Annotated in this window: 17 protein-coding genes, 1 tRNA gene and 1 other annotated feature; of the genes, 9 read left to right on the top strand and 9 right to left on the bottom strand. The window is 62.5% G+C overall.

What is annotated here, in order from left to right; genetic code table 11:
• The first annotated feature begins 144 nt into the window (after positions 1 to 144).
• The 3 genes from B0G82_RS17485 to B0G82_RS17495 all read left to right on the top strand — a co-directional run bounded on the left by B0G82_RS17485 (position 145) and on the right by B0G82_RS17495 (position 1752).
• Positions 145 to 375, top strand: coding sequence for a DUF2795 domain-containing protein (locus tag B0G82_RS17485; protein ID WP_106284269.1), 231 nt, complete (start codon positions 145 to 147; stop codon positions 373 to 375).
• Positions 372 to 1256: an AraC family transcriptional regulator gene (locus B0G82_RS17490; RefSeq protein ID WP_121308154.1), complete on the top strand. Its 885-nt coding sequence runs from the start codon at positions 372 to 374 to the stop codon at positions 1254 to 1256. The genes B0G82_RS17485 and B0G82_RS17490 overlap by 4 nt, the downstream gene beginning before the upstream one ends.
• A 106-nt stretch (positions 1257 to 1362) precedes the next feature.
• Positions 1363 to 1752 carry a cupin domain-containing protein gene (locus tag B0G82_RS17495; RefSeq protein ID WP_121308156.1) on the top strand — a complete coding sequence of 130 codons (390 nt, stop codon included), beginning with the start codon at positions 1363 to 1365 and terminating at the stop codon, positions 1750 to 1752.
• A 139-nt stretch (positions 1753 to 1891) separates the two neighbouring features.
• Here the strand turns inward: B0G82_RS17495 and B0G82_RS17500 are convergent, their stop codons facing one another.
• Positions 1892 to 2950, bottom strand: a complete 1059-nt coding sequence (locus B0G82_RS17500) for a LysR family transcriptional regulator (RefSeq protein ID WP_121308158.1) — start codon at positions 2948 to 2950, stop codon at positions 1892 to 1894.
• Positions 2951 to 3241: 291 nt separating this feature from the next.
• Here B0G82_RS17500 and B0G82_RS17505 point away from each other — a divergent pair, with 291 nt between their 5' ends.
• Positions 3242 to 3454 (top strand): hypothetical protein, encoded by a 213-nt coding sequence (locus B0G82_RS17505; RefSeq protein WP_116148503.1) that lies wholly within the window; start codon positions 3242 to 3244, stop codon positions 3452 to 3454.
• Between the two features lie 18 nt (positions 3455 to 3472).
• Here B0G82_RS17505 and B0G82_RS17510 read toward each other — a convergent pair whose 3' ends face one another.
• Positions 3473 to 4090: a TetR/AcrR family transcriptional regulator gene (locus B0G82_RS17510; RefSeq protein ID WP_116117168.1), complete on the bottom strand. Its 618-nt coding sequence runs from the start codon at positions 4088 to 4090 to the stop codon at positions 3473 to 3475.
• Positions 4091 to 4308: 218 nt separating this feature from the next.
• Here B0G82_RS17510 and B0G82_RS17515 point away from each other — a divergent pair, with 218 nt between their 5' ends.
• The 4 genes from B0G82_RS17515 (at position 4309) to B0G82_RS17530 (ending at position 11679) form a co-directional block, all read left to right on the top strand.
• The gene (locus tag B0G82_RS17515; RefSeq protein WP_121308160.1) at positions 4309 to 5460 is read left to right on the top strand and encodes an efflux RND transporter periplasmic adaptor subunit; all 1152 of its coding nucleotides are present in this window, start codon (positions 4309 to 4311) and stop codon (positions 5458 to 5460) included.
• Positions 5457 to 8594 (top strand): efflux RND transporter permease subunit, encoded by a 3138-nt coding sequence (locus tag B0G82_RS17520; protein WP_121308162.1) that lies wholly within the window; start codon positions 5457 to 5459, stop codon positions 8592 to 8594. Before B0G82_RS17515 ends, B0G82_RS17520 begins: the two co-directional genes overlap by 4 nt.
• A 2-nt stretch (positions 8595 to 8596) precedes the next feature.
• On the top strand, positions 8597 to 10138 hold the full coding sequence (locus tag B0G82_RS17525) for an efflux transporter outer membrane subunit (protein ID WP_121308164.1): 1542 nt from the start codon (positions 8597 to 8599) through the stop codon (positions 10136 to 10138).
• 275 nt (positions 10139 to 10413) lie between these two features.
• Complete coding sequence (locus B0G82_RS17530) at positions 10414 to 11679, top strand: IS256 family transposase (protein WP_116148735.1); 1266 nt, start codon at positions 10414 to 10416, stop codon at positions 11677 to 11679.
• On the opposite strand, the gene B0G82_RS17535 is transcribed toward B0G82_RS17530, so the two are convergent.
• The 6 genes from B0G82_RS17535 to B0G82_RS17565 all read right to left on the bottom strand — a co-directional run bounded on the left by B0G82_RS17535 (position 11660) and on the right by B0G82_RS17565 (position 15759).
• Positions 11660 to 12870, bottom strand: a protein-coding gene (locus tag B0G82_RS17535; protein WP_121308166.1) for an IS3 family transposase whose coding sequence is annotated in 2 segments (ribosomal slippage) — positions 11660 to 12582 and positions 12582 to 12870 — 1212 coding nt in all. Because the reading frame shifts where the segments join, the coding sequence is not laid out codon by codon here. The genes B0G82_RS17530 and B0G82_RS17535 overlap by 20 nt on opposite strands.
• Positions 12476 to 12592, bottom strand: a sequence feature (AL1L pseudoknot). (Overlaps the previous gene by 117 nt.)
• Positions 12871 to 13335: 465 nt before the next feature.
• Positions 13336 to 13755 carry a type II toxin-antitoxin system HicB family antitoxin gene (locus B0G82_RS17540; RefSeq protein WP_121308743.1) on the bottom strand — a complete coding sequence of 140 codons (420 nt, stop codon included), beginning with the start codon at positions 13753 to 13755 and terminating at the stop codon, positions 13336 to 13338.
• A 56-nt stretch (positions 13756 to 13811) separates the two neighbouring features.
• The gene (locus tag B0G82_RS17545) at positions 13812 to 14009 is read right to left on the bottom strand and encodes a type II toxin-antitoxin system HicA family toxin (protein ID WP_121308168.1); all 198 of its coding nucleotides are present in this window, start codon (positions 14007 to 14009) and stop codon (positions 13812 to 13814) included.
• A gap of 221 nt (positions 14010 to 14230) precedes the next feature.
• Positions 14231 to 14306, bottom strand: a tRNA-His gene (locus B0G82_RS17555).
• Positions 14307 to 14394: 88 nt separating this feature from the next.
• The gene (gene dusA / locus B0G82_RS17560; RefSeq protein WP_121308169.1) at positions 14395 to 15396 is read right to left on the bottom strand and encodes a tRNA dihydrouridine(20/20a) synthase DusA; all 1002 of its coding nucleotides are present in this window, start codon (positions 15394 to 15396) and stop codon (positions 14395 to 14397) included.
• 117 nt (positions 15397 to 15513) lie between these two features.
• A complete protein-coding gene (locus tag B0G82_RS17565; protein ID WP_106283603.1) occupies positions 15514 to 15759 on the bottom strand; it encodes a hypothetical protein in 246 nt (81 codons plus the stop codon).
• A 627-nt stretch (positions 15760 to 16386) separates the two neighbouring features.
• Here B0G82_RS17565 and B0G82_RS17575 point away from each other — a divergent pair.
• The gene (locus B0G82_RS17575; protein ID WP_106283605.1) at positions 16387 to 16653 is read left to right on the top strand and encodes a hypothetical protein; all 267 of its coding nucleotides are present in this window, start codon (positions 16387 to 16389) and stop codon (positions 16651 to 16653) included.
• Between the two features lie 143 nt (positions 16654 to 16796).
• Here the strand turns inward: B0G82_RS17575 and B0G82_RS17580 are convergent, their stop codons facing one another.
• Positions 16797 to 17069, bottom strand: a complete 273-nt coding sequence (locus tag B0G82_RS17580; RefSeq protein WP_121308744.1) for a DUF6566 family protein — start codon at positions 17067 to 17069, stop codon at positions 16797 to 16799.
• Positions 17070 to 17130: the final 61 nt, after the last annotated feature.

Below are 17130 nucleotides of genomic sequence, written 5' to 3' on the forward strand. Positions count from 1 at the left end.
CGACCCGTCAGCGGTGACGACGGCGTGCGTGGCCGGGCACTTTTTCTCATGCGGCATACTGCAATTAGCGCGGCCTCTGGCGTTTCGTTCAGCGGCAACACTCACGTCCTCGTCACGTCCAACCGTATCAACAGGAGCGTTTGCATGACCGCATCGGCTATTCCCGGCGAATCGATTGACCTGCAGATCACCGATCTTCTGAGCGAAGTCCAATTTCCCACGTACAAGGACGCGCTGGTCGACGCCGCGCGCGAAGCTGGTGCGAGCAACGAAGTGCTGTCGATGCTCGACGGCCTGCCGGAACAGGATTATGCTGACGTGGCCTCCGTGACGCGCTACATCAGCGGCAATTACGGCCCGGGGCTCGGCGGATGAGCGAGGAACCGGCTTCATCGCCGGCGCGTTCCCTGCCGCTTTCGTCTACGCGCAACGGCCGCGGTTCCGACTGGATTTATCGCTCGCCGCAAACGGCCGGCGCGAGCGGCATCGAGCGGATCGAGGCGTTCTTTCACCAGGCCGGCTACGCAATGCATCGCCACGATACGTATGCGATCGGCCGCACGCTGTCCGGCGTGCAGAGCTTTCGCTATCGCGGCAGCACCCGCAACAGCTTGCCGGGCGGCACGATGGTGCTGCATCCCGACGAACCGCACGACGGCCAGGCCGGCACCGGCGACGGCTTCCACTACCGCATGATCTATGTCGATCCGGCGCTGTTCCAGCAGGCGCTCGGCGGCAAGCCGCTGCCGTTCCTGGAAGGCGGGCTGTCGAACGATCCGCGCCTGTTCGCCGCCACCGAAAGCCTGCTGCGCGCGATGGACAGCGCCATCGATCCGCTCGAACAGGACAGCGCGCTCTACGATCTTGCGGTCGCACTCGACACGGTGGCAGGCGCGCCGGATACACCGCGTCCGGTCGATTACCGCGCGGCAACGCTTGCGCGCGACTACCTGCTGGCCTCGCTCGATCACGCCGTCACGCTCGACGAACTCGCGGCTGCGGCGGGCCGCGACCGCTGGAGTTTGTCGCGGGACTTTCGCGCACTGTTCGGCACCAGTCCGCACCGCTATCTGACCATGCGGCGACTCGATCTCGTGCGGCAACGGGTGCTCGCGGGCATGTCGCTCGCCGACGCCTCGGCGGCAAGCGGCTTCGCCGATCAGAGTCACATGACGCGGCACTTCAAGCACACTTGGGGCGTCGCACCGGCGCAATGGCTGAAGATGCTCGGATCGTCGGGAGCCGGAGCGCGCTGAGCGAAGGTGTTCTCGACGCACAGCCCGTGCGCACAAACGTTCAAGACCCGGCCACCTGCGGCGCCGTACGCTCCTGCCTGACATAACCGCTCAGGAGAAGCACTGCATGTCCGACGCACAGGTCACTCAACGGCCGTATCAGGCCATCAATTTCGCGGAAAAATTGCGGCTCTTCAACGACCAGTGGCAAGCACGCGTGGTCGCCGAAATGAACGACTATCAGTTCAAGCTGGTAAAAATCGAAGGGGATTTCATCTGGCACGAGCACGCCGACACCGACGAGACGTTCATCGTGCTCGAAGGGCAATTGCGCATCGACATGCGCGATGGTTCCGTGCTGATTTCGGCGGGGGAAATGTTCGTGGTGCCGAAGGGCATCGAGCACAAGCCGTACGCCGAGCACGAAGTGAAGCTGCTGCTGATCGAGCCGCGCGGCGTGAAGAATACCGGCGAGGAAGTCAGCGAACGGACGGCGGCAAACGACGTGTGGATTTGAAGCGTTAGCGCGGTTTCAGGGCGGCGCTGCGAAGCGAGACGCAGCACACAGCGCCGACAGGCATGCCGGCTAGCCCGCCATCCCAACTGACGCCGTGCGTCAAAAGCCGACGCCTGCCGCGCCCGGCGTCAAAACGTCGTCAAAACGGCGATGAAGCCGCGATTCGCGAGCGCGCAGTCTTGTGCAAAGGGCGCGCTGCGTCGGCAGTCAATTCCGGCACCGACAGGTCGTCGATATCCGCTGCAACGTCCGTCACCCCGTTCGCGGAACGCACTGGCGTCACAGCACGCGGATCACGTGTCTGCTGCCCCGGCTGCTGGAAATACTCGACGAGGTGATCGATGAAGGTGCGCACCTTCGCCGGCAAATGCAGCCGGCTCGGATAGGCGATCGAGACTTCGATCTGCGGCAAACGGTATTCGCGTAGCAGCGGCAGCAGCCGTCCGGACGCGAGGTCGCGGCCAATCAGATAGCTCGGCAGGATCGCCACGCCCATGCCCAGCAGCGCGAACTGCCTGAGCATCTCCGTATTGTTCGCGACGATCGCATTCGGCGGGCGCAGGCGGACTTCGCCATCCGGTCCGGTGAACACACGCTCCTCGCCGCCCTGCTCGGACGGCCGGCTCAGACAAGGATGCGAGAGCAGATGCTCGGGCCGCGTCGGCGTGCCGTGCTGCGCCAGATAAGCGGGCGTCGCGCACACCGTCAGATAGCCGGTCGTGAGCCGTCGCGTGACGATGCTCGCGCTGCGCATGTGCCGCGCCACGAAAATGCCGACGTCGAAGCCCTCTTCCACCAGATCGACATGCCGATCCGCGAGCGTGACGTCGGGAACGACATCCGGATAACGCGCGGCATAAGACTGCACCACGGGGGCGAGGCTGTGCAGCCCGAACACCACCGGCGCGACGATGCGCAAGGTGCCGACCGGCTCGTGATTGCGCGCCACCACCATCTGCTCCACGCCTTCCAGGTCGTCGAGAATGTGACGCACGCGCTCCAGATAGGTCGTGCCGGACTCGGTCAGCGACAGCCGGCGCGTGGTGCGATTGAGCAGGCGCGTGCCGAGACGCGCTTCCAGATCGGCGACGTGGCGCGTGACGACCGCCGTGGAAAGATCCAGCGCGCCGGCCGCGCCGACGAAACTGCCGAGGTCGGCCACTTTGACGAATACGCGCATCGACTGCAATTGGTTCATGGGACGACTCCTGCCTCGGTAAAGCCGGGCCGGCGCACGCCTCGCGCCTGTGTCGACCCGCGCGGCAAGGCGCGCGCGGGCTTGCCCAACGTTCCGATTGTATCGACCCGATCATGTCCCAACCCTGACCTGAACATGACAATCCGGACAGGTTTCCGAGACGCTTGCGTCACGCCTGCAGGCTCATAACGCGCTTTGATTGAGAGCTTTATTGCGGACTTCGACTAGGTATAAACCCTAGTATTCTGGTACCATAGCGTCCGAATGGAAATCAATTGCAATCAAGCCGCCATGACACACCGTTTTCAGCTTCTCGAAAAAATCGCGTTCTCGCTGGTCTGCTGGTCCGCCGCGGCCTGCTCGGCTTTCATCGCTTATGAGCGTTGCCCGGACATCAAGGTGGTGCTGCACGTAGGCGAAGAAGTGCTGCGCTACAGCGGTCAGTATTCGTATGTATGCGCCACGCCGGTGGCGGACACCTGCGCGCAATTGCCGACCAACTGATCGCGCGCTTCAACGCGCTTACGCGTCGCGCCCGAACACCACGCGCGCGAAAAATCCCGCCAGCACCGCTTCAACTCTCTCCGCCGGCACGTTCTGCGGGTCGACCGTGTAGAAGAACTGCAAGCCGTCGCACAAGCTCATCAAGCCGATCGCCAGCGTCTCCGGCGGCATCAGCATTGGCGTGCCGACCCGCGCCGAAAACTCGCGAATATACGCGCCCAGTTGCTCGAGCTTGTCGTGCATGAACGCGTTAAAGCGAATCCGGAACCGGCCGTCGCGCACCGCGAGCAGCTTCGCCTCCGCCCACAGCAGGAAACACTTGTTCTCGCGATGCAGGTTGCTGTAGTAGCGCAGCACGCGCTCTTCCATTTCCTCACGCGATGCCGCGTTCGCGAAGATGGCCTGCAGCCCTGCCTGCATGACCTCGTGATCGCGCCGCAATAGTTCGAGAAACAACTCGCTCTTGCTGCCGAAGTTCGAATAGAACGCGCCACGCGTATAGCCCGCCGCCGCCGCGATGTCTTCGACACTCGCCGCGACAAACCCTTTCTTCATAAAAATTGCTTGCGCAGCGTCGAGCAGACGCTCGCGCGTCTGGTCCTTGCTCTGCTCGCGTGTCAGTCGTTGCCGTTTCATGGGCGCAAGTCTAGCACCGAAAAGAATTCGAATTCACCCCAACATTCAAATACACGTGTGTATTAGAATGCATCTCGTCATTCCGAATCAGTCGCGTATGCCAATTGCATGAACGGCCGGCGCGTCTTCGTTGGCGGGCCGCTGCGGCTTGCCCTGTTCGTTCGCTGTCTCCAGTTGGGGTAATTGTGAAGCGTCCCGGTCTTCACGCATCGTCCGCGATGCGTCCGCAGTCCCATCGGCATCGTCAGCGAGCGCGCCTGCGGCGCGCCGCATTCGTGCTGGTTCTGGCCGGCGCCGTCACGCTGGCCGCGTGTTCGAAGCAGCAAGCCGCGGCGCCCGAGCCGCGTCCGGTGGTGGCCGTCGCCGTGCATGCGGACGGCAGCGCCACGCAGGCGGCATCCTTGCCCGGCGAGGTGCAGGCGCGCTATTCGACGCCGCTGTCGTTTCGCGTCGGCGGCAAGATCGTCGAGCGGCGCGTGCGTCTCGGCGATGTGGTGAAGAACGGGCAGATCGTCGCCCGCCTCGATCCGGCCGATCAGCAGAAGAACGCCGCGAGCGCGCAGGCGCAACTCGCCGCCGCGCAGCACGCTCTCGTGTATGCGAAGCAGCAACTCGATCGCGATCAGGCGCAGGCCAAGGAAAACCTGATCGCGCCCGCGCAGCTCGAACAGACCACCAATGCATACGCATCCGCGCTCGCGCAGCGCGATCAGGCCGCGCAGCAGGCGGCGTTGTCGAAAGACCAGTTGCAATACACCACGCTCGCCGCCGATCACGCCGGCGTGATTACCGCCGAACAGGCCGACACGGGCCAGAACATCTCCGCGGGTCAGGCCGTCTACAACCTCGCGTGGAGCGGCGACATCGACGTGGTGTGCGACGTGCCGGAAAGCGCGCTCGCCGCGCTCTCGGTCGGGCAAACCGCCAACGTCACGCTGGCCGCGCTGCCGGGGCGCAAATTCACCGCGCGCGTGCGCGAACTGTCGCCCGCCGCGGACCCGCAAAGCCGCACCTATCGCGCCAAACTCACGCTCGACAATCCCGGTCCGGACGTGCGTCTCGGCATGACCGCGGATATCGAACTCGCCACACAAGCTAACGACTCGGCCAATCAGCACGGCTCGTTCACCGTGCCCGCCACGGCCTTGTTCCATGACGGCACGCAGCCCGCCGTGTGGATCGTGCGCGCCGTGGATAACGCGCTGGAACTGCGCCGCGTGACGGTTACGCGTTACAACGAACGCACCGTCGTGATCGGCCAAGGTCTCAAGGACGGCGAACGCGTCGTGCTGCAAGGCGTGCATACGGTGACCGCCGGCGAAAAAGTCCGGGCGATCGCGCCGCTGCATCCCGAGGACTTCGCTTCATGAGCACCACGCATGAAGAAGGACGCTTCAACCTGTCCGCCTGGGCGCTGCGCCATCAGGCGCTGGTGGTTTTCCTGATCGCGCTCGCGACCGCTTTCGGCATCCTCGCTTATACGCGGCTCGCGCAGTCCGAAGATCCGCCTTTCACCTTCCGCGTGATGGTGATCCGCACCTTCTGGCCCGGCGCCACCGCGCGCCAAATGCAGGAACAGGTCACGGACCGCATCGGCCGCAAATTGCAGGAGACGCCCGCCATCGATTTCGTGCGCAGCTACTCGCGCCCCGGCGAATCGCTGATGTTTTTCTCGATGAAGGACTCGGCACCGGTCAAGGACGTGCCTGAGACCTGGTATCAGGTGCGCAAGAAAGTCGGCGATATTGCGGCGACGCTGCCGCAAGGCATTCAAGGCCCGTTTTTCAACGACGAATTCGGCGACGTCTACACCAACATCTACACTCTGGAAGGCGACGGCTTCTCTGCCGCGCAACTGCACGACTACGCGGACCAGTTGCGCACAGTGCTGCTGCGCGTGCCGGGCGTCGGCAAAGTGGATTATTTCGGCGATCCGGACCAGCACATCTACATCGAGATCGCCAACACGCAACTCACGCGTCTCGGCATCTCGCCGCAGCAACTCGGCCAGGCGATCAACTCGCAGAACAGCGTCTCGCAAGCCGGCACGCTGACCACCGCCGACGACCGCGTATTCGTGCGCCCCACCGGTCAGTTCAAAGACGTCAACGCGCTCGCCGACACGCTGATCCGCATCAACAACCGCTCGTTCCGTCTCGGCGATATCGCCACGATCAAGCGCGGCTACGACGACCCCGTCGCCACGCAAATGCGCGCCGGCGGCAAGGCCGTGCTCGGCATCGGCGTGACGATGCAGCCGGGTGGCGACGTGATCCGCCTCGGCAAGGCGCTCGATCAGCAGATGGCGCAGTTGCGAAAAGCGCTGCCCGCCGGCTTGCAACTGGTCGAAGTGTCGAGCATGCCGGACGCGGTCGCGCATTCGGTCGACGACTTTCTCGAAGCCGTCGCCGAAGCGGTGGCGATCGTACTGGTGGTGAGTCTGGTTTCGCTAGGTGTGCGCACCGGCATGGTGGTCGTGATCTCGATCCCGGTCGTGCTCGCCGTCACCGCGTTGTGCATGTATCTGTTCGATATCGGTCTGCACAAGGTGTCGCTCGGCACGCTGGTGCTCGCGCTCGGACTGCTCGTCGACGACGCGATCATCGCAGTCGAGATGATGTCGGTGAAACTGGAGCAAGGCTGGAACCGCGCGCGCGCGGCAGCGTATGCGTACACCAGCACCGCGTTTCCGATGCTGACCGGCACGCTCGTCACGGTCTCCGGTTTTCTGCCGATCGCGCTGGCCAAGTCGAGCACCGGTGAATACACGCGCTCGATTTTCGAAGTATCGGCGATCGCGCTGATCGCCTCGTGGCTCGCCGCGGTGGTGCTGATTCCGCTGCTCGGCTATCATCTGCTGCCCGAGCGCAAACGCGAGGCGCACGAAGCGCATTTGCCCGACGATCACGAGCACGATATTTACGACACGCGTTTCTACCGGCGGCTGCGCGGCTGGATCGGCTGGTGCATCGAGCGGCGCTTCGTCGTGCTGGCCATCACCGTCGCGCTGTTCGTGCTGGCCATGGCGGGTTTCACGCTCGTGCCGCAACAGTTTTTCCCGAGTTCGGACCGTCCCGAGTTGCTGGTGGACGTGCGCCTGCCCGAAGGCGCGTCGTTCGAAGCCACGCTACGCCAGGCCCAGCGGCTCGAAAAAGCGCTGGTGGGCCGCCCGGAAATCGATCATACGGTCGACTTCGTCGGCACCGGCGCGCCGCGTTTCTATCTGCCGCTCGATCAGCAATTGCCACAGCCCAATTTCGCGCAGTTCGTGATCACGGCGAAGTCGGTGAAGGATCGCGAGAAACTCGCGCAATGGCTCGAACCGGAATTGCGCAACAACTTTCCGGCGATTCGCACGCGCCTGTCGCGCCTCGAAAATGGACCGCCCGTCGGCTATCCGGTGCAGTTCCGCGTGAGCGGCGACGACATCGCCACCGTGCGCTCGATCGCCGAGCGCGTCGCCGCGACCATGCGCGCGGATCGCGGCACCAGCAACGTCCAGTTCGATTGGGACGAACCCGCTGAACGCTCGGTGCGCTTAGAAGTCGATCAGAAAAAAGCGCGCGAACTCGGCGTCAGTTCCGACGACATTTCGAGCTTCCTCGCGATGACGCTCTCCGGCTACACGGTCACGCAGTATCGCGAACGCGACAAGCTGATCAGCGTCGATCTGCGTGCGCCGAAGGCGGAGCGCGTGGACCCCGCTCAACTCGTCACGCTGGCTATTCCCACGCCTAATGGCCCCGTGCCGCTCGGCACGCTCGGCCATTTGCGCAACGACCTGGAATACGGCGTGATCTGGGAACGCGACCGTCAGCCGACCCTCACCGTTCAGTCCGACGTCGCGCCCGGCGCGCAAGGCATCGACGTCACGCATGCGGTGGACAAAGCGCTGGGCCCGATTCGCGCGACACTGCCGGTCGGCTACCGGATCGAAATCGGCGGCTCGGTTGAGGAAAGCGGCAAAGGTCAGACCTCGATCAATGCGCAGATGCCGATCATGATCATCGCCGTCCTGACGCTCCTGATGATCCAGTTGCAAAGTTTTGCGCGCGTGCTGATGGTCGTGCTGACCGCGCCGCTCGGCTTGATCGGCGTGGTGCTCACGCTGCTGCTGTTCGGCCAGCCGTTCGGTTTTGTCGCAATGCTCGGCGTGATCGCGATGTTCGGCATCATCATGCGCAACTCGGTGATTCTGGTCGATCAGATCGAACAGGACATTGCGTCGGGACATAAGCGTTTCGACGCGATTGTCGGCGCGACCGTGCGGCGCTTCCGGCCGATCACGCTGACTGCCGCGGCCGCCGTGCTTGCGCTGATTCCGCTGCTGCGCTCGAACTTCTTCGGACCGATGGCCACCGCGCTGATGGGCGGGATTACGAGCGCCACGATCCTCACGCTGTTCTATCTGCCCGCGCTTTACGCCGTGTCGTTCCGCGTGCGTGCCGATGAACGCGAGCCGCAGACGCCGTCCGCGTCCGGCACGACGCATACGGGGAATTGAGCATGATTACTTTCGCACTTTCCCGATCCGCGCGTATCTCGGCGCTCACCGGCATGGCATGCGCACTCGCCGCCTGTTCGTTCGGGCCGAGCGGCGAACCGCCCGCCATGCCGCAGCCGGCGCACTACGGCGCCGAAGCGCAGCCGACGCAAACCGTGCCCGCGCAAGGCATCACGCAGGAGTTCGTCGTCGGCGCGAAGCCGGTGCCCGAATGGTGGAAGCTGTACCGATCCGACGCGCTGAACGCGCTGGTCGATGAAGGCCTGCGCAACAGTCCGACGCTCGCCGCGACCGACAAGAGCCTCGCCGCCGCGCGCGAGCAATTGCGCGCGCAGATCGGCAGTTCGATGCTGCCGACCATCGACGCCGGCGGCCAGGTCACGCGTAATCGCGCGCTGGCGATCCCCGAGATCGGACCGAACACGTTTCTGTACAACATCTTCGTCGGTCAATTGCAGGCGCACTATACGTTCGACCTGTTCGGTGCGGCGCGCCTCGCCGACGCGGCGCTCGCCGCGCGCGTCAACGTGCAGGCGTATCAGTTCGACGCCGCGCGGCGGGCGCTGGCCGCCAACATCGTGAGCGCGGCCATCACCAGTGCCGCGCTGCGCGCGCAGATCGAGACGACGGAAAGGCTTGTGACGATCGCCAACGATCAGGCGCGCGACACGCAGCGGCGTTATGCATTGGGGGCCGTCTCGCACGCCGATCAGTTGAGCGCGCAACAAAGCGCCGCGAGTCTGTCCGCGAGTTTGCCGGGCCTGAAGCAGCAGTGGCTCACAACGCGCCACGCGTTGGCGGTGCTGCTCGGCCGCACACCGGATGCCGCACCGGACGATCTCGAACTCGCGCGGTTGCATGTGCCTGAGCAGGTGCCCGTGGTGGTGCCGTCGGAACTGCTGCGCTCGCGTCCCGACATCCAGGCCGCCGACGCCGCCTTGAAAGCCGCGGCGGCCGATGTCGGCGTGGCCACCGCGCAGATGTTCCCGAGCCTGTCGCTGAGCGCGTCGATGGGACAAGGCGGCTTTAGCTGGCCGGTCGCGCTTTCCGGCGCGGGGGCGATCTGGAGCATCGGTGCGTCGCTGTCGCAGCCGCTGTTCCACGGCGGCGCCCTGTTCGCGCAACGGCGCGCGGCGGTCGATACCTACGATGCCACGGTCTCGCAGTACAAACAGACGGTGTTGGCCGCGTTCCAGAATGTCGCCGATACGCTCGCCGCGCTGGAGCACGATTCGCAGGCGTTGGACGCGGCGAATGTTGCCGCGCGCTCCGCGCAAGGCATCTTCGACGAGACTTCCGGGCGCTATCGGCTGGGTGCGTTGCCTATTGCGTCGGCGCGTTCAAGCGAGCAGCAGTTCCGCAACGCGCAACTCGATGAGATCCGCTATACGAGCGCGCGTTTGACGGATACAGCGGCGTTGTTTCAGGCGATGGGGAATCCGCCGGAGGGATCGGCGGCATCTTCCGCAAATGCAGCGAGCGCGGCTTCGGCTTCGGCGTCGGCTTCGGCCGCTCCGGCAGCGAATCCGGATGTTGTCGAATAGCTAAACCTGGGATTCCGTACTGATCGCTGCAAACTTATCCCCACTTTTTGTTGAAGAGCCTGTTGAAAACTATCTGACAAGCAGGCTAACTGAACCGCCCCGGGAATCGTGGAGGCTGGTTGGTTTAAGTTAATGCGGGTTCGGCGACCGGTGTTTCAAGTCGCTGATAGTAGTTTGCCTCAGCTTCGGCAGGCGGGATATAGCCGAGGGGTTGGACCTATCCGTAATTTCGTGGGCGGGGCATATCATGAGGGATCAAGGTCATGGATATGCCGATGAAAAAGAAACGCACCGTCGCGTCTCAGGCAGCGGCCCGCGGGCCGCTGCCTGAACTGCCTGAAGCGCTGCTGGATGAACTGGTGAAGGGTCCGATGACGCCCGCCGAGGTTCAGGACCTGATGCTGGCGTTCAACAAGGCGCTCATCGAGCGCGCGATGGGCGCCGAAATGAACATGCATCTGGGCTACCGGCCCGGCCAGCCCAAGCCTGCGGAGCAGACCAATGAACGCAACGGCGCCAGCGGCAAGACAGTCATCACCGAGCGTGGCCCGGTGCGGGTCGATCTGCCGCGCGACCGTGAAGGCAGCTTCGAGCCGATCCTGATTCCCAAACACGAGCGCCGTTTCACGGGCTTCGACGAACGCATCATTGCCATGTACGCACGCGGCATGAGCGTGCGCGAGATCCAGGCGTTTCTGGCCGAAAGCTATGGCACCGAGGTCTCGCCCGACTTCATCAGTTCGGTCACCGATGAGGTGATGGCCGAAACGCTTGCCTGGCAAAGCCGTCCACTTGAGCCGATGTACCCGGTGGTGTTCTTCGACGCGCTGCGCGTGAAGATCCGTGGTGACGGTGTGGTGAGCAATAAGGCGGTGTATCTGGCGCTGGGCATTCAGGCCGACGGCCAGCGCGACGTGCTCGGCCTGTGGATCGAGCAGACCGAAGGTGCGAAGTTCTGGCTGAAGGTGTTCAATGAACTGAAGACCCGGGGCTGCCAGGACATCCTGATCGCGGTGGTCGACGGCCTGAAGGGGCTGGCCGAGGCGATCGGCACGGCGTACCCGCGCACGGCCGTGCAGACCTGCATCGTGCACCTGATCCGCAACAGCCTGGAATACGCCAGTTACAAGGACCGCAAAGGCGTCGCCGCAGCGCTGCGTCCGGTCTATGCCGCCGCGAACGAACAGGCCGCGCAGCAGGCCCTGGAGGCCTTTGCCGAAGGGCCATGGGGCGCGAAGTATCCGACCATCGTGCAGTCGTGGCGACGGGCGTGGGAGAACGTCACACCGTTCTTCGTGTTTCCGCCCGACATACGCCGTGTCGTCTACACCACGAATGCCATTGAGAGCCTGAACATGCAACTACGCAAGATCATCAAGACCCGCGGCCACTTCCCCAACGACGAGGCCGCCATCAAGCTATTGTGGCTGGCATTGCGCAACGTGCTGGCGAAGTCTGTACGGGCGGCATTCGACTGGTCCTCCGCCATGAACCAGTTCGCTATTCTGTTTGGAGAGCGTTTTACCAACGCACGCGGGTAACTCCGCTAACCGCCTCGCACACAAAAATGCGGACAGGCTCGAGGGGTTCCATCAGTCGATGATGATTGAACCAGGCCACCCATTCCAGCGTTGCCAACTCGACGGACTCCCGTGTTTTCCAGGTGCGGCGATGAATCAGTTCCGCCTTGTACAAGCCGTTGATTGTCTCGGCCAGTGCGTTGTCATAACTGTCGCCACGGCTACCAACCGAGGGCTCGATGCCCGCTTCGGCCAGTCGCTCGCTATAGCGAATGCTAACGTATTGCGAGCCTCTGTCGGAGTGATGTATCAACGTTCCATCGCCGCCTGGCCGCCGCGCATAGAGTGCCTGTTCAAGTGCATCCAGGACGAAGTCTGTAGTCATCGACGAACTGACGCGCCAACCGACAATCCGTCGGGCGAACACGTCGATCACGAAGGCCACGTAGAGCCAGCCCTGCCACGTCGAGACATAGGTGAAATCAGAAACCCAGAGCTGGTTCGGCCGTGCCGCCTTGAACTGGCGATTGACCCGATCCAGCGGGCGCGGGGCTATGGCATCAGGAACAGTCGTGCGAACACGCTTGCCTCGCATCACGCCGCGCAAACCCAGTTGTTTCATCAGCCGTTCGACCGTGCAGCGAGCCACCGCGATACGCTCCCGGTTCATCTGCTTCCAGACTTTATCCGCTCCGTAGACCCGCATGTTGGCTTTCCAGACACGCTCGATCTCCGGCCGCAGGCGTTCATCGCGTATCGCGCGAGCGCAGCGGCGCGACGGATCGCGAAGCTGTGCAGCATGGCGCCGGTAGCCCGACGGGGCAATCCGCAAGACCTTGCAGATCGGCTCGACCCCGAAGGTATCGCGATGCCGATCGATGAAGGCCTTCAGGACTTCAGGCGGCGGTCGAGCTCCGCCTGGGCGAAAAACGCACTCGCGAGTTTCAGAATCTCGTTGGCGCGGCGCAGTTCCTTGACTTCGCGCTCCAGTGCCTTAAGACGTTCGCGTTCCGACGTGCTCACGCCCTCGCGCTCGCCGCTATCGACTTCCTCTCGTTTGACCCACCCCAGCAATGTCTGGCTCGTGCAGCCGATCTTGGGGGCGATGGATTCAATCGCCGCCCACTGTGACGGATACTCGCCCCGATGCTCTTGCACCATGCGCACTGCACGTTCCCGGACTTCAACAGAAAATTTGTTCGACTTGTTCATGGCTCCATCTTCTCAAGAGTTGGAGCCTCCACCAAATCCGGGGCGGTTCAATCAGCCTGCAGGCAGGCATGCTGCAACCAGTGATTCCGAAGGGGTACAACGATCCTGGCGATGCCGGAAAGTCCACTGCAATCTTTATCGGTCAGATGATCAAAGAACTGGCCAGCCAACTCGAAAACCTGTAATGAAAAAGCCCGCGCGGCGCGAACCGTGCGGGCTTTCTTGGCGTGCCACTATCAGTGGCGGAATTTAGGTGCTCCGCTATGAGGAATGCATCATCGGTTTCCCGAACTGTTCCTCCCAACGTGCGAAACGATAGCGAAGCTCGGGAATTTTACACCGCTTAGTGAGCGCCGACGAAAACAAAAAGCCCACGCGGCGCAAACCGTATGGGCTTTTCTTTGGACGAGCGAACTCACCACGGACAGAACAGTAGCAAAACCTTTCAGGGTTTACAAGCCCCTTTTACGACACACCCAGTTCTAGACTCTTCCCCAATGCCGACAGCGCATCGGCAATAGTGTCGATCTTCGTCGTGTGTTTCAGATCGACGATTCGATTTACATCCTGTGGGCGCGTGCCAAGTCTCCTCGCTAACTCTGACGGCGTGACGCCCTGCGCGATCATCTCGTTGAGCAACAGGATTTTCGCCGACACGCTCGCCGGCAACGCGATCAACTCTTCGCCCTTCTTCGCCTTCGACGGCGCCGGAACCGGGCGCTTGTCTTCGAAGTAAAAATCCATTGCGGTGAGCAGCGCGTCAGCAGCCATAGAGCGAGCCTCTTCGAGGGTATCGTCTTGGGTGATTGCCTCGGGTACATCCCGAAACGTAACGACAAAACCGCCGCCTTCGTCCGGATCAAACAATGCTGGATAACGCAACATTTCGCACTCCATTGCCTTGAGAAACGGTGCGAGGGAAGCTCCTTTCGGGGCGGCTCTCATTTCAGACCAAGTTGTTTCAGAATCGCCCGTCTGGTTCCTTCTTTCAGTTCCGCTGACGGGTGCCTCGGAAGGGTGGTTTGTTTGCCGTTCGGGTAGACCTTCGTGTGATTCGAACCTTCTTTGAACGTCGCGCCATGCTCGGCTACTACGTGACGCAGCACAAAGCCACCCGCGGCGCGCTGCCGGATCTGCATGCAAATCCGGCGACCACCGCACGCGTTTACGACCGATCCAGGATCATGAAGCGCCGAGCGCTATGACTGGATGGATGCACAGGACTATGTGCTTTGACGTATGACCGACGGGTGCCGCTCGATTCCCAAAACGGGAATTTTCGCGGGAATCACAAACAAAAACGGCACTGTGTTTTTACACAGTGCCGCCTTATAAACGCTTGAACTACTTGGGAATTCTTTGGGGTGGCTGATGGGGCTCGAACCCACGACAACAGGAATCACAATCCTGGACTCTACCAACTGAGCTACAGCCACCACTGACATCTGCTTGACTTGCCGTAAAACCTGGCTCGTCGATGAAGAAACGAGATTATACGAACAAGAATCTCGTTTGCCTAGTCCTTTATTCAAAAATTTCGATCGGCTCGCGCAGATGCTGTCTTGCCTCATCGAAGATGGTCAGATCGCGCGCGGCGAGACGCTTGCTATCCGACAACACGCGACGCCAGCCACGCGCGCCCGCTTCCCCACGATAGAGCCCGAGCGCATGGCGGGTGATGGCGCCGAGATACGTGCCGCGCGCCATCTCAGCGGCGCAATACTCGATCAACTTCGCCTCGACCTGCTCGCGCGTGAGCGGCGTTTGCGTCGCCCCATAGAAGCGCGCATCGACATCGGCCAGCACATACGGATTGTGATAAGCCTCGCGCCCGAGCATCACACCGTCGACGTGTTGAAGATGCGTCTCGACTTCGTCGAGCGTCTTGATGCCGCCGTTGATGATGATCTCCAGATGCGGAAAATCGCGCTTCAACTGATACGCGTACTCGTATTTGAGCGGCGGAATCTCGCGATTTTCCTTCGGGCTCAAGCCCTTGAGAATCGCGTTGCGAGCGTGCACGATGAACACGTTGCAACCGGCGTCCGCAATCGTACCGACGAAATCGCGCACGAATCCATACTCTTCCACGGCATCCACGCCGATGCGGTGCTTCACGGTGACCGGCACCGACACTGCATCGCGCATGGCCTTCACGCAATCGGCAACGAGCTGCGGCTCGTTCATCAGGCACGCACCGAATGCGCCGCGCTGCACGCGTTCGGACGGGCAACCGCAGTTCAGATTGATTTCGTCGTAGCCCCATTGCTCGCCCAGCTTCGCCGAACGCGCGAGGTCGCCGGGTTCGCTGCCGCCAAGTTGCAGAGCGACCGGCGCTTCTTCGGGCGTGAAGGCGAGATGGCGCGGCACATCGCCGTGCAAGAGCGCGCCGGTCGTCACCATTTCCGTGTAAAGCCACATATGGCGAGAGATCACGCGATGCAGGGAACGGCAATGACGATCGGTCCAGTCCATCATGGGTGCCACAGATACGCGGCGCGGACTGGGAGTGTGCGGTGAAGACATGGGGCGGCCAGACGGCTTGATTCAAAACACCGATTTTACCGCAAGGCGCAAATCCGCCGGCCGGGGCACGATACTCGTCGCCCGCGCTTCAGTTGTTGAACACCAAACCGCCGAGCTTCAGCGAGTCGCCCCCGAGACGTTCGTTCCGCCCTCATCCGTTTTAGCCTTCAGCAAGCCGGTATTGAGCATGGCGGAAAGCACGTCCTCGATACGCGCGTCTTCGAGCAGGCGTCGGCCGGCGCGCAGGCGTCGCGCGTTGGTCAAATCGATGGCGCGCTGCAGATCGGAAGTCTCGGCAGCGATATACACAGCCATCCCATAGCCGTATCGATCGGCAAGCCTGGAGTCGAAGAAGTATTTCATGCTCCCGTTTTCGGCAGCCGCGCCGAAAACTTTACAGCGGATTCACGAGAGCACCTGAAACGGTTGCCTCTCGCAAGACGGTCAGGCCATCAATGCTGCCCGGCGTTCAATAGCAGCCATACCTGCTGTCGAGGCTCACCGGCAACGACGCGCGCGAACGCCGCTCGACAACGCACGCACGTGTAATGCTCCTCCGCGCGCCCGCCTTTCACCGCCCCACGACTGTTCAACGTCAGGTTGTCATGCGGGAGATGCGCGGAAGGCAAGCCATAGAGCTCGAAGCAGTCCGCACACGGCTGAATCCACAGGTCCATCGAGGTGTTCTCCAAGGCGACGAATCCAAACGAAATTTGATTCGCGCCATGCTATCCATGGCGATTAACCCACACCGCTACCCGGGTCTTTGACGTCCCAAACCGCTTGGCCCGTGGGGTCGAACCACTGCGGACGCTTGCTCCGCCTGCTTCCAGCCGATTATTTCAAATCCAAGAACAGTACATTCAGATTATCGATACAAATTTTCGATAGTAGGGGTATACACTGCCTTCCATCGACGTTGCAGACACACCTCACTGCCCCCTGCGACGCCTTCCTGAATTGAAGTCGAAACGTTATCGGAGTCACACCATGAAGACCAAGCTCATCGCCGCCCTGCTGGTTGCTGTTTCTGCCTCGATCGCCGCTCCCGCTTTTGCTAGCGGCTACGGCCCGGCGCCGTCGTATCGTCCGTCGGTCGGCGCACCGGCTTCGCAACAAGGCCAGAACGCACAAACCGTGGCAGCTGAACGTGCCAACGCTGAATCGAATGCCTACGGCGGCGTGAACAACGTGTCGTCGCAATCGGGTGCCAAAGAGCCGGTTTCGGGCCCGCAATCGGTTTTCTTCGGCCACTAAGCAGTTGCCGTTGAACCGGCTGCCTCACGAGGGCAACCGGTAAACTGGGCGCCGCGCATGCAGTATGGATGCCGGCGCCCAGTTGCGTTTACATCATTGCACCCGCATCGGGACAGCCGGCTCGATCGGACGCGTGCGCACTTTCACCCAAGTGCGGAAGGCACGTGCGGCGCGGCGCCAAAGCGGCCCGTGTCGATCACTTCGCGCGCCGCACGGAAGCCCGCCTCGGCCGCGGCATGCTCGGTGCACCATAAGGTGTCGATATGCACGAGCCGCCAGTCGACCACCACCGCCTCACCCCGCAACACCCGAAAATGCGCTTTGACGCCCGTCAGCACCTGTTCGACAGCGACTTCGATGTCGTAGTCCTGATAGCGCGCCTGGTAGTCCCCCATGTCGAGACCCTTCGGCTCCATCTTCGCCTCCATAGTGACGCCGCTAATGCTGCGGCCAGACTTGTCCGGCGAGCACGCTGGA

The sequence above is a fragment of the Paraburkholderia sp. BL17N1 genome (assembly GCF_003634175.1).
GTDB lineage: Bacteria > Pseudomonadota > Gammaproteobacteria > Burkholderiales > Burkholderiaceae > Paraburkholderia.

Bases quoted from the DNA above. Each gene is read 5' to 3' on its own strand.
- B0G82_RS17485 (WP_106284269.1), top strand. From the start codon at position 145: ATGACCGCATCGGCTATTCCCGGCGAATCGATTGACCTGCAGATCACC.
- B0G82_RS17490 (WP_121308154.1), top strand. From the start codon at position 372: ATGAGCGAGGAACCGGCTTCATCGCCGGCGCGTTCCCTGCCGCTTTCG.
- B0G82_RS17495 (WP_121308156.1), top strand. From the start codon at position 1,363: ATGTCCGACGCACAGGTCACTCAACGGCCGTATCAGGCCATCAATTTC.
- B0G82_RS17500 (WP_121308158.1), bottom strand. From the start codon at position 2,950: ATGAACCAATTGCAGTCGATGCGCGTATTCGTCAAAGTGGCCGACCTC.
- B0G82_RS17505 (WP_116148503.1), top strand. From the start codon at position 3,242: ATGACACACCGTTTTCAGCTTCTCGAAAAAATCGCGTTCTCGCTGGTC.
- B0G82_RS17510 (WP_116117168.1), bottom strand. From the start codon at position 4,090: ATGAAACGGCAACGACTGACACGCGAGCAGAGCAAGGACCAGACGCGC.
- B0G82_RS17515 (WP_121308160.1), top strand. From the start codon at position 4,309: ATGCGTCCGCAGTCCCATCGGCATCGTCAGCGAGCGCGCCTGCGGCGC.
- B0G82_RS17520 (WP_121308162.1), top strand. From the start codon at position 5,457: ATGAGCACCACGCATGAAGAAGGACGCTTCAACCTGTCCGCCTGGGCG.
- B0G82_RS17525 (WP_121308164.1), top strand. From the start codon at position 8,597: ATGATTACTTTCGCACTTTCCCGATCCGCGCGTATCTCGGCGCTCACC.
- B0G82_RS17530 (WP_116148735.1), top strand. From the start codon at position 10,414: ATGAAAAAGAAACGCACCGTCGCGTCTCAGGCAGCGGCCCGCGGGCCG.
- B0G82_RS17540 (WP_121308743.1), bottom strand. From the start codon at position 13,755: ATGTTGCGTTATCCAGCATTGTTTGATCCGGACGAAGGCGGCGGTTTT.
- B0G82_RS17545 (WP_121308168.1), bottom strand. From the start codon at position 14,009: ATGCAGATCCGGCAGCGCGCCGCGGGTGGCTTTGTGCTGCGTCACGTA.
- dusA (WP_121308169.1), bottom strand. From the start codon at position 15,396: ATGTCTTCACCGCACACTCCCAGTCCGCGCCGCGTATCTGTGGCACCC.
- B0G82_RS17565 (WP_106283603.1), bottom strand. From the start codon at position 15,759: ATGAAATACTTCTTCGACTCCAGGCTTGCCGATCGATACGGCTATGGG.
- B0G82_RS17575 (WP_106283605.1), top strand. From the start codon at position 16,387: ATGAAGACCAAGCTCATCGCCGCCCTGCTGGTTGCTGTTTCTGCCTCG.
- B0G82_RS17580 (WP_121308744.1), bottom strand. From the start codon at position 17,069: ATGGAGCCGAAGGGTCTCGACATGGGGGACTACCAGGCGCGCTATCAG.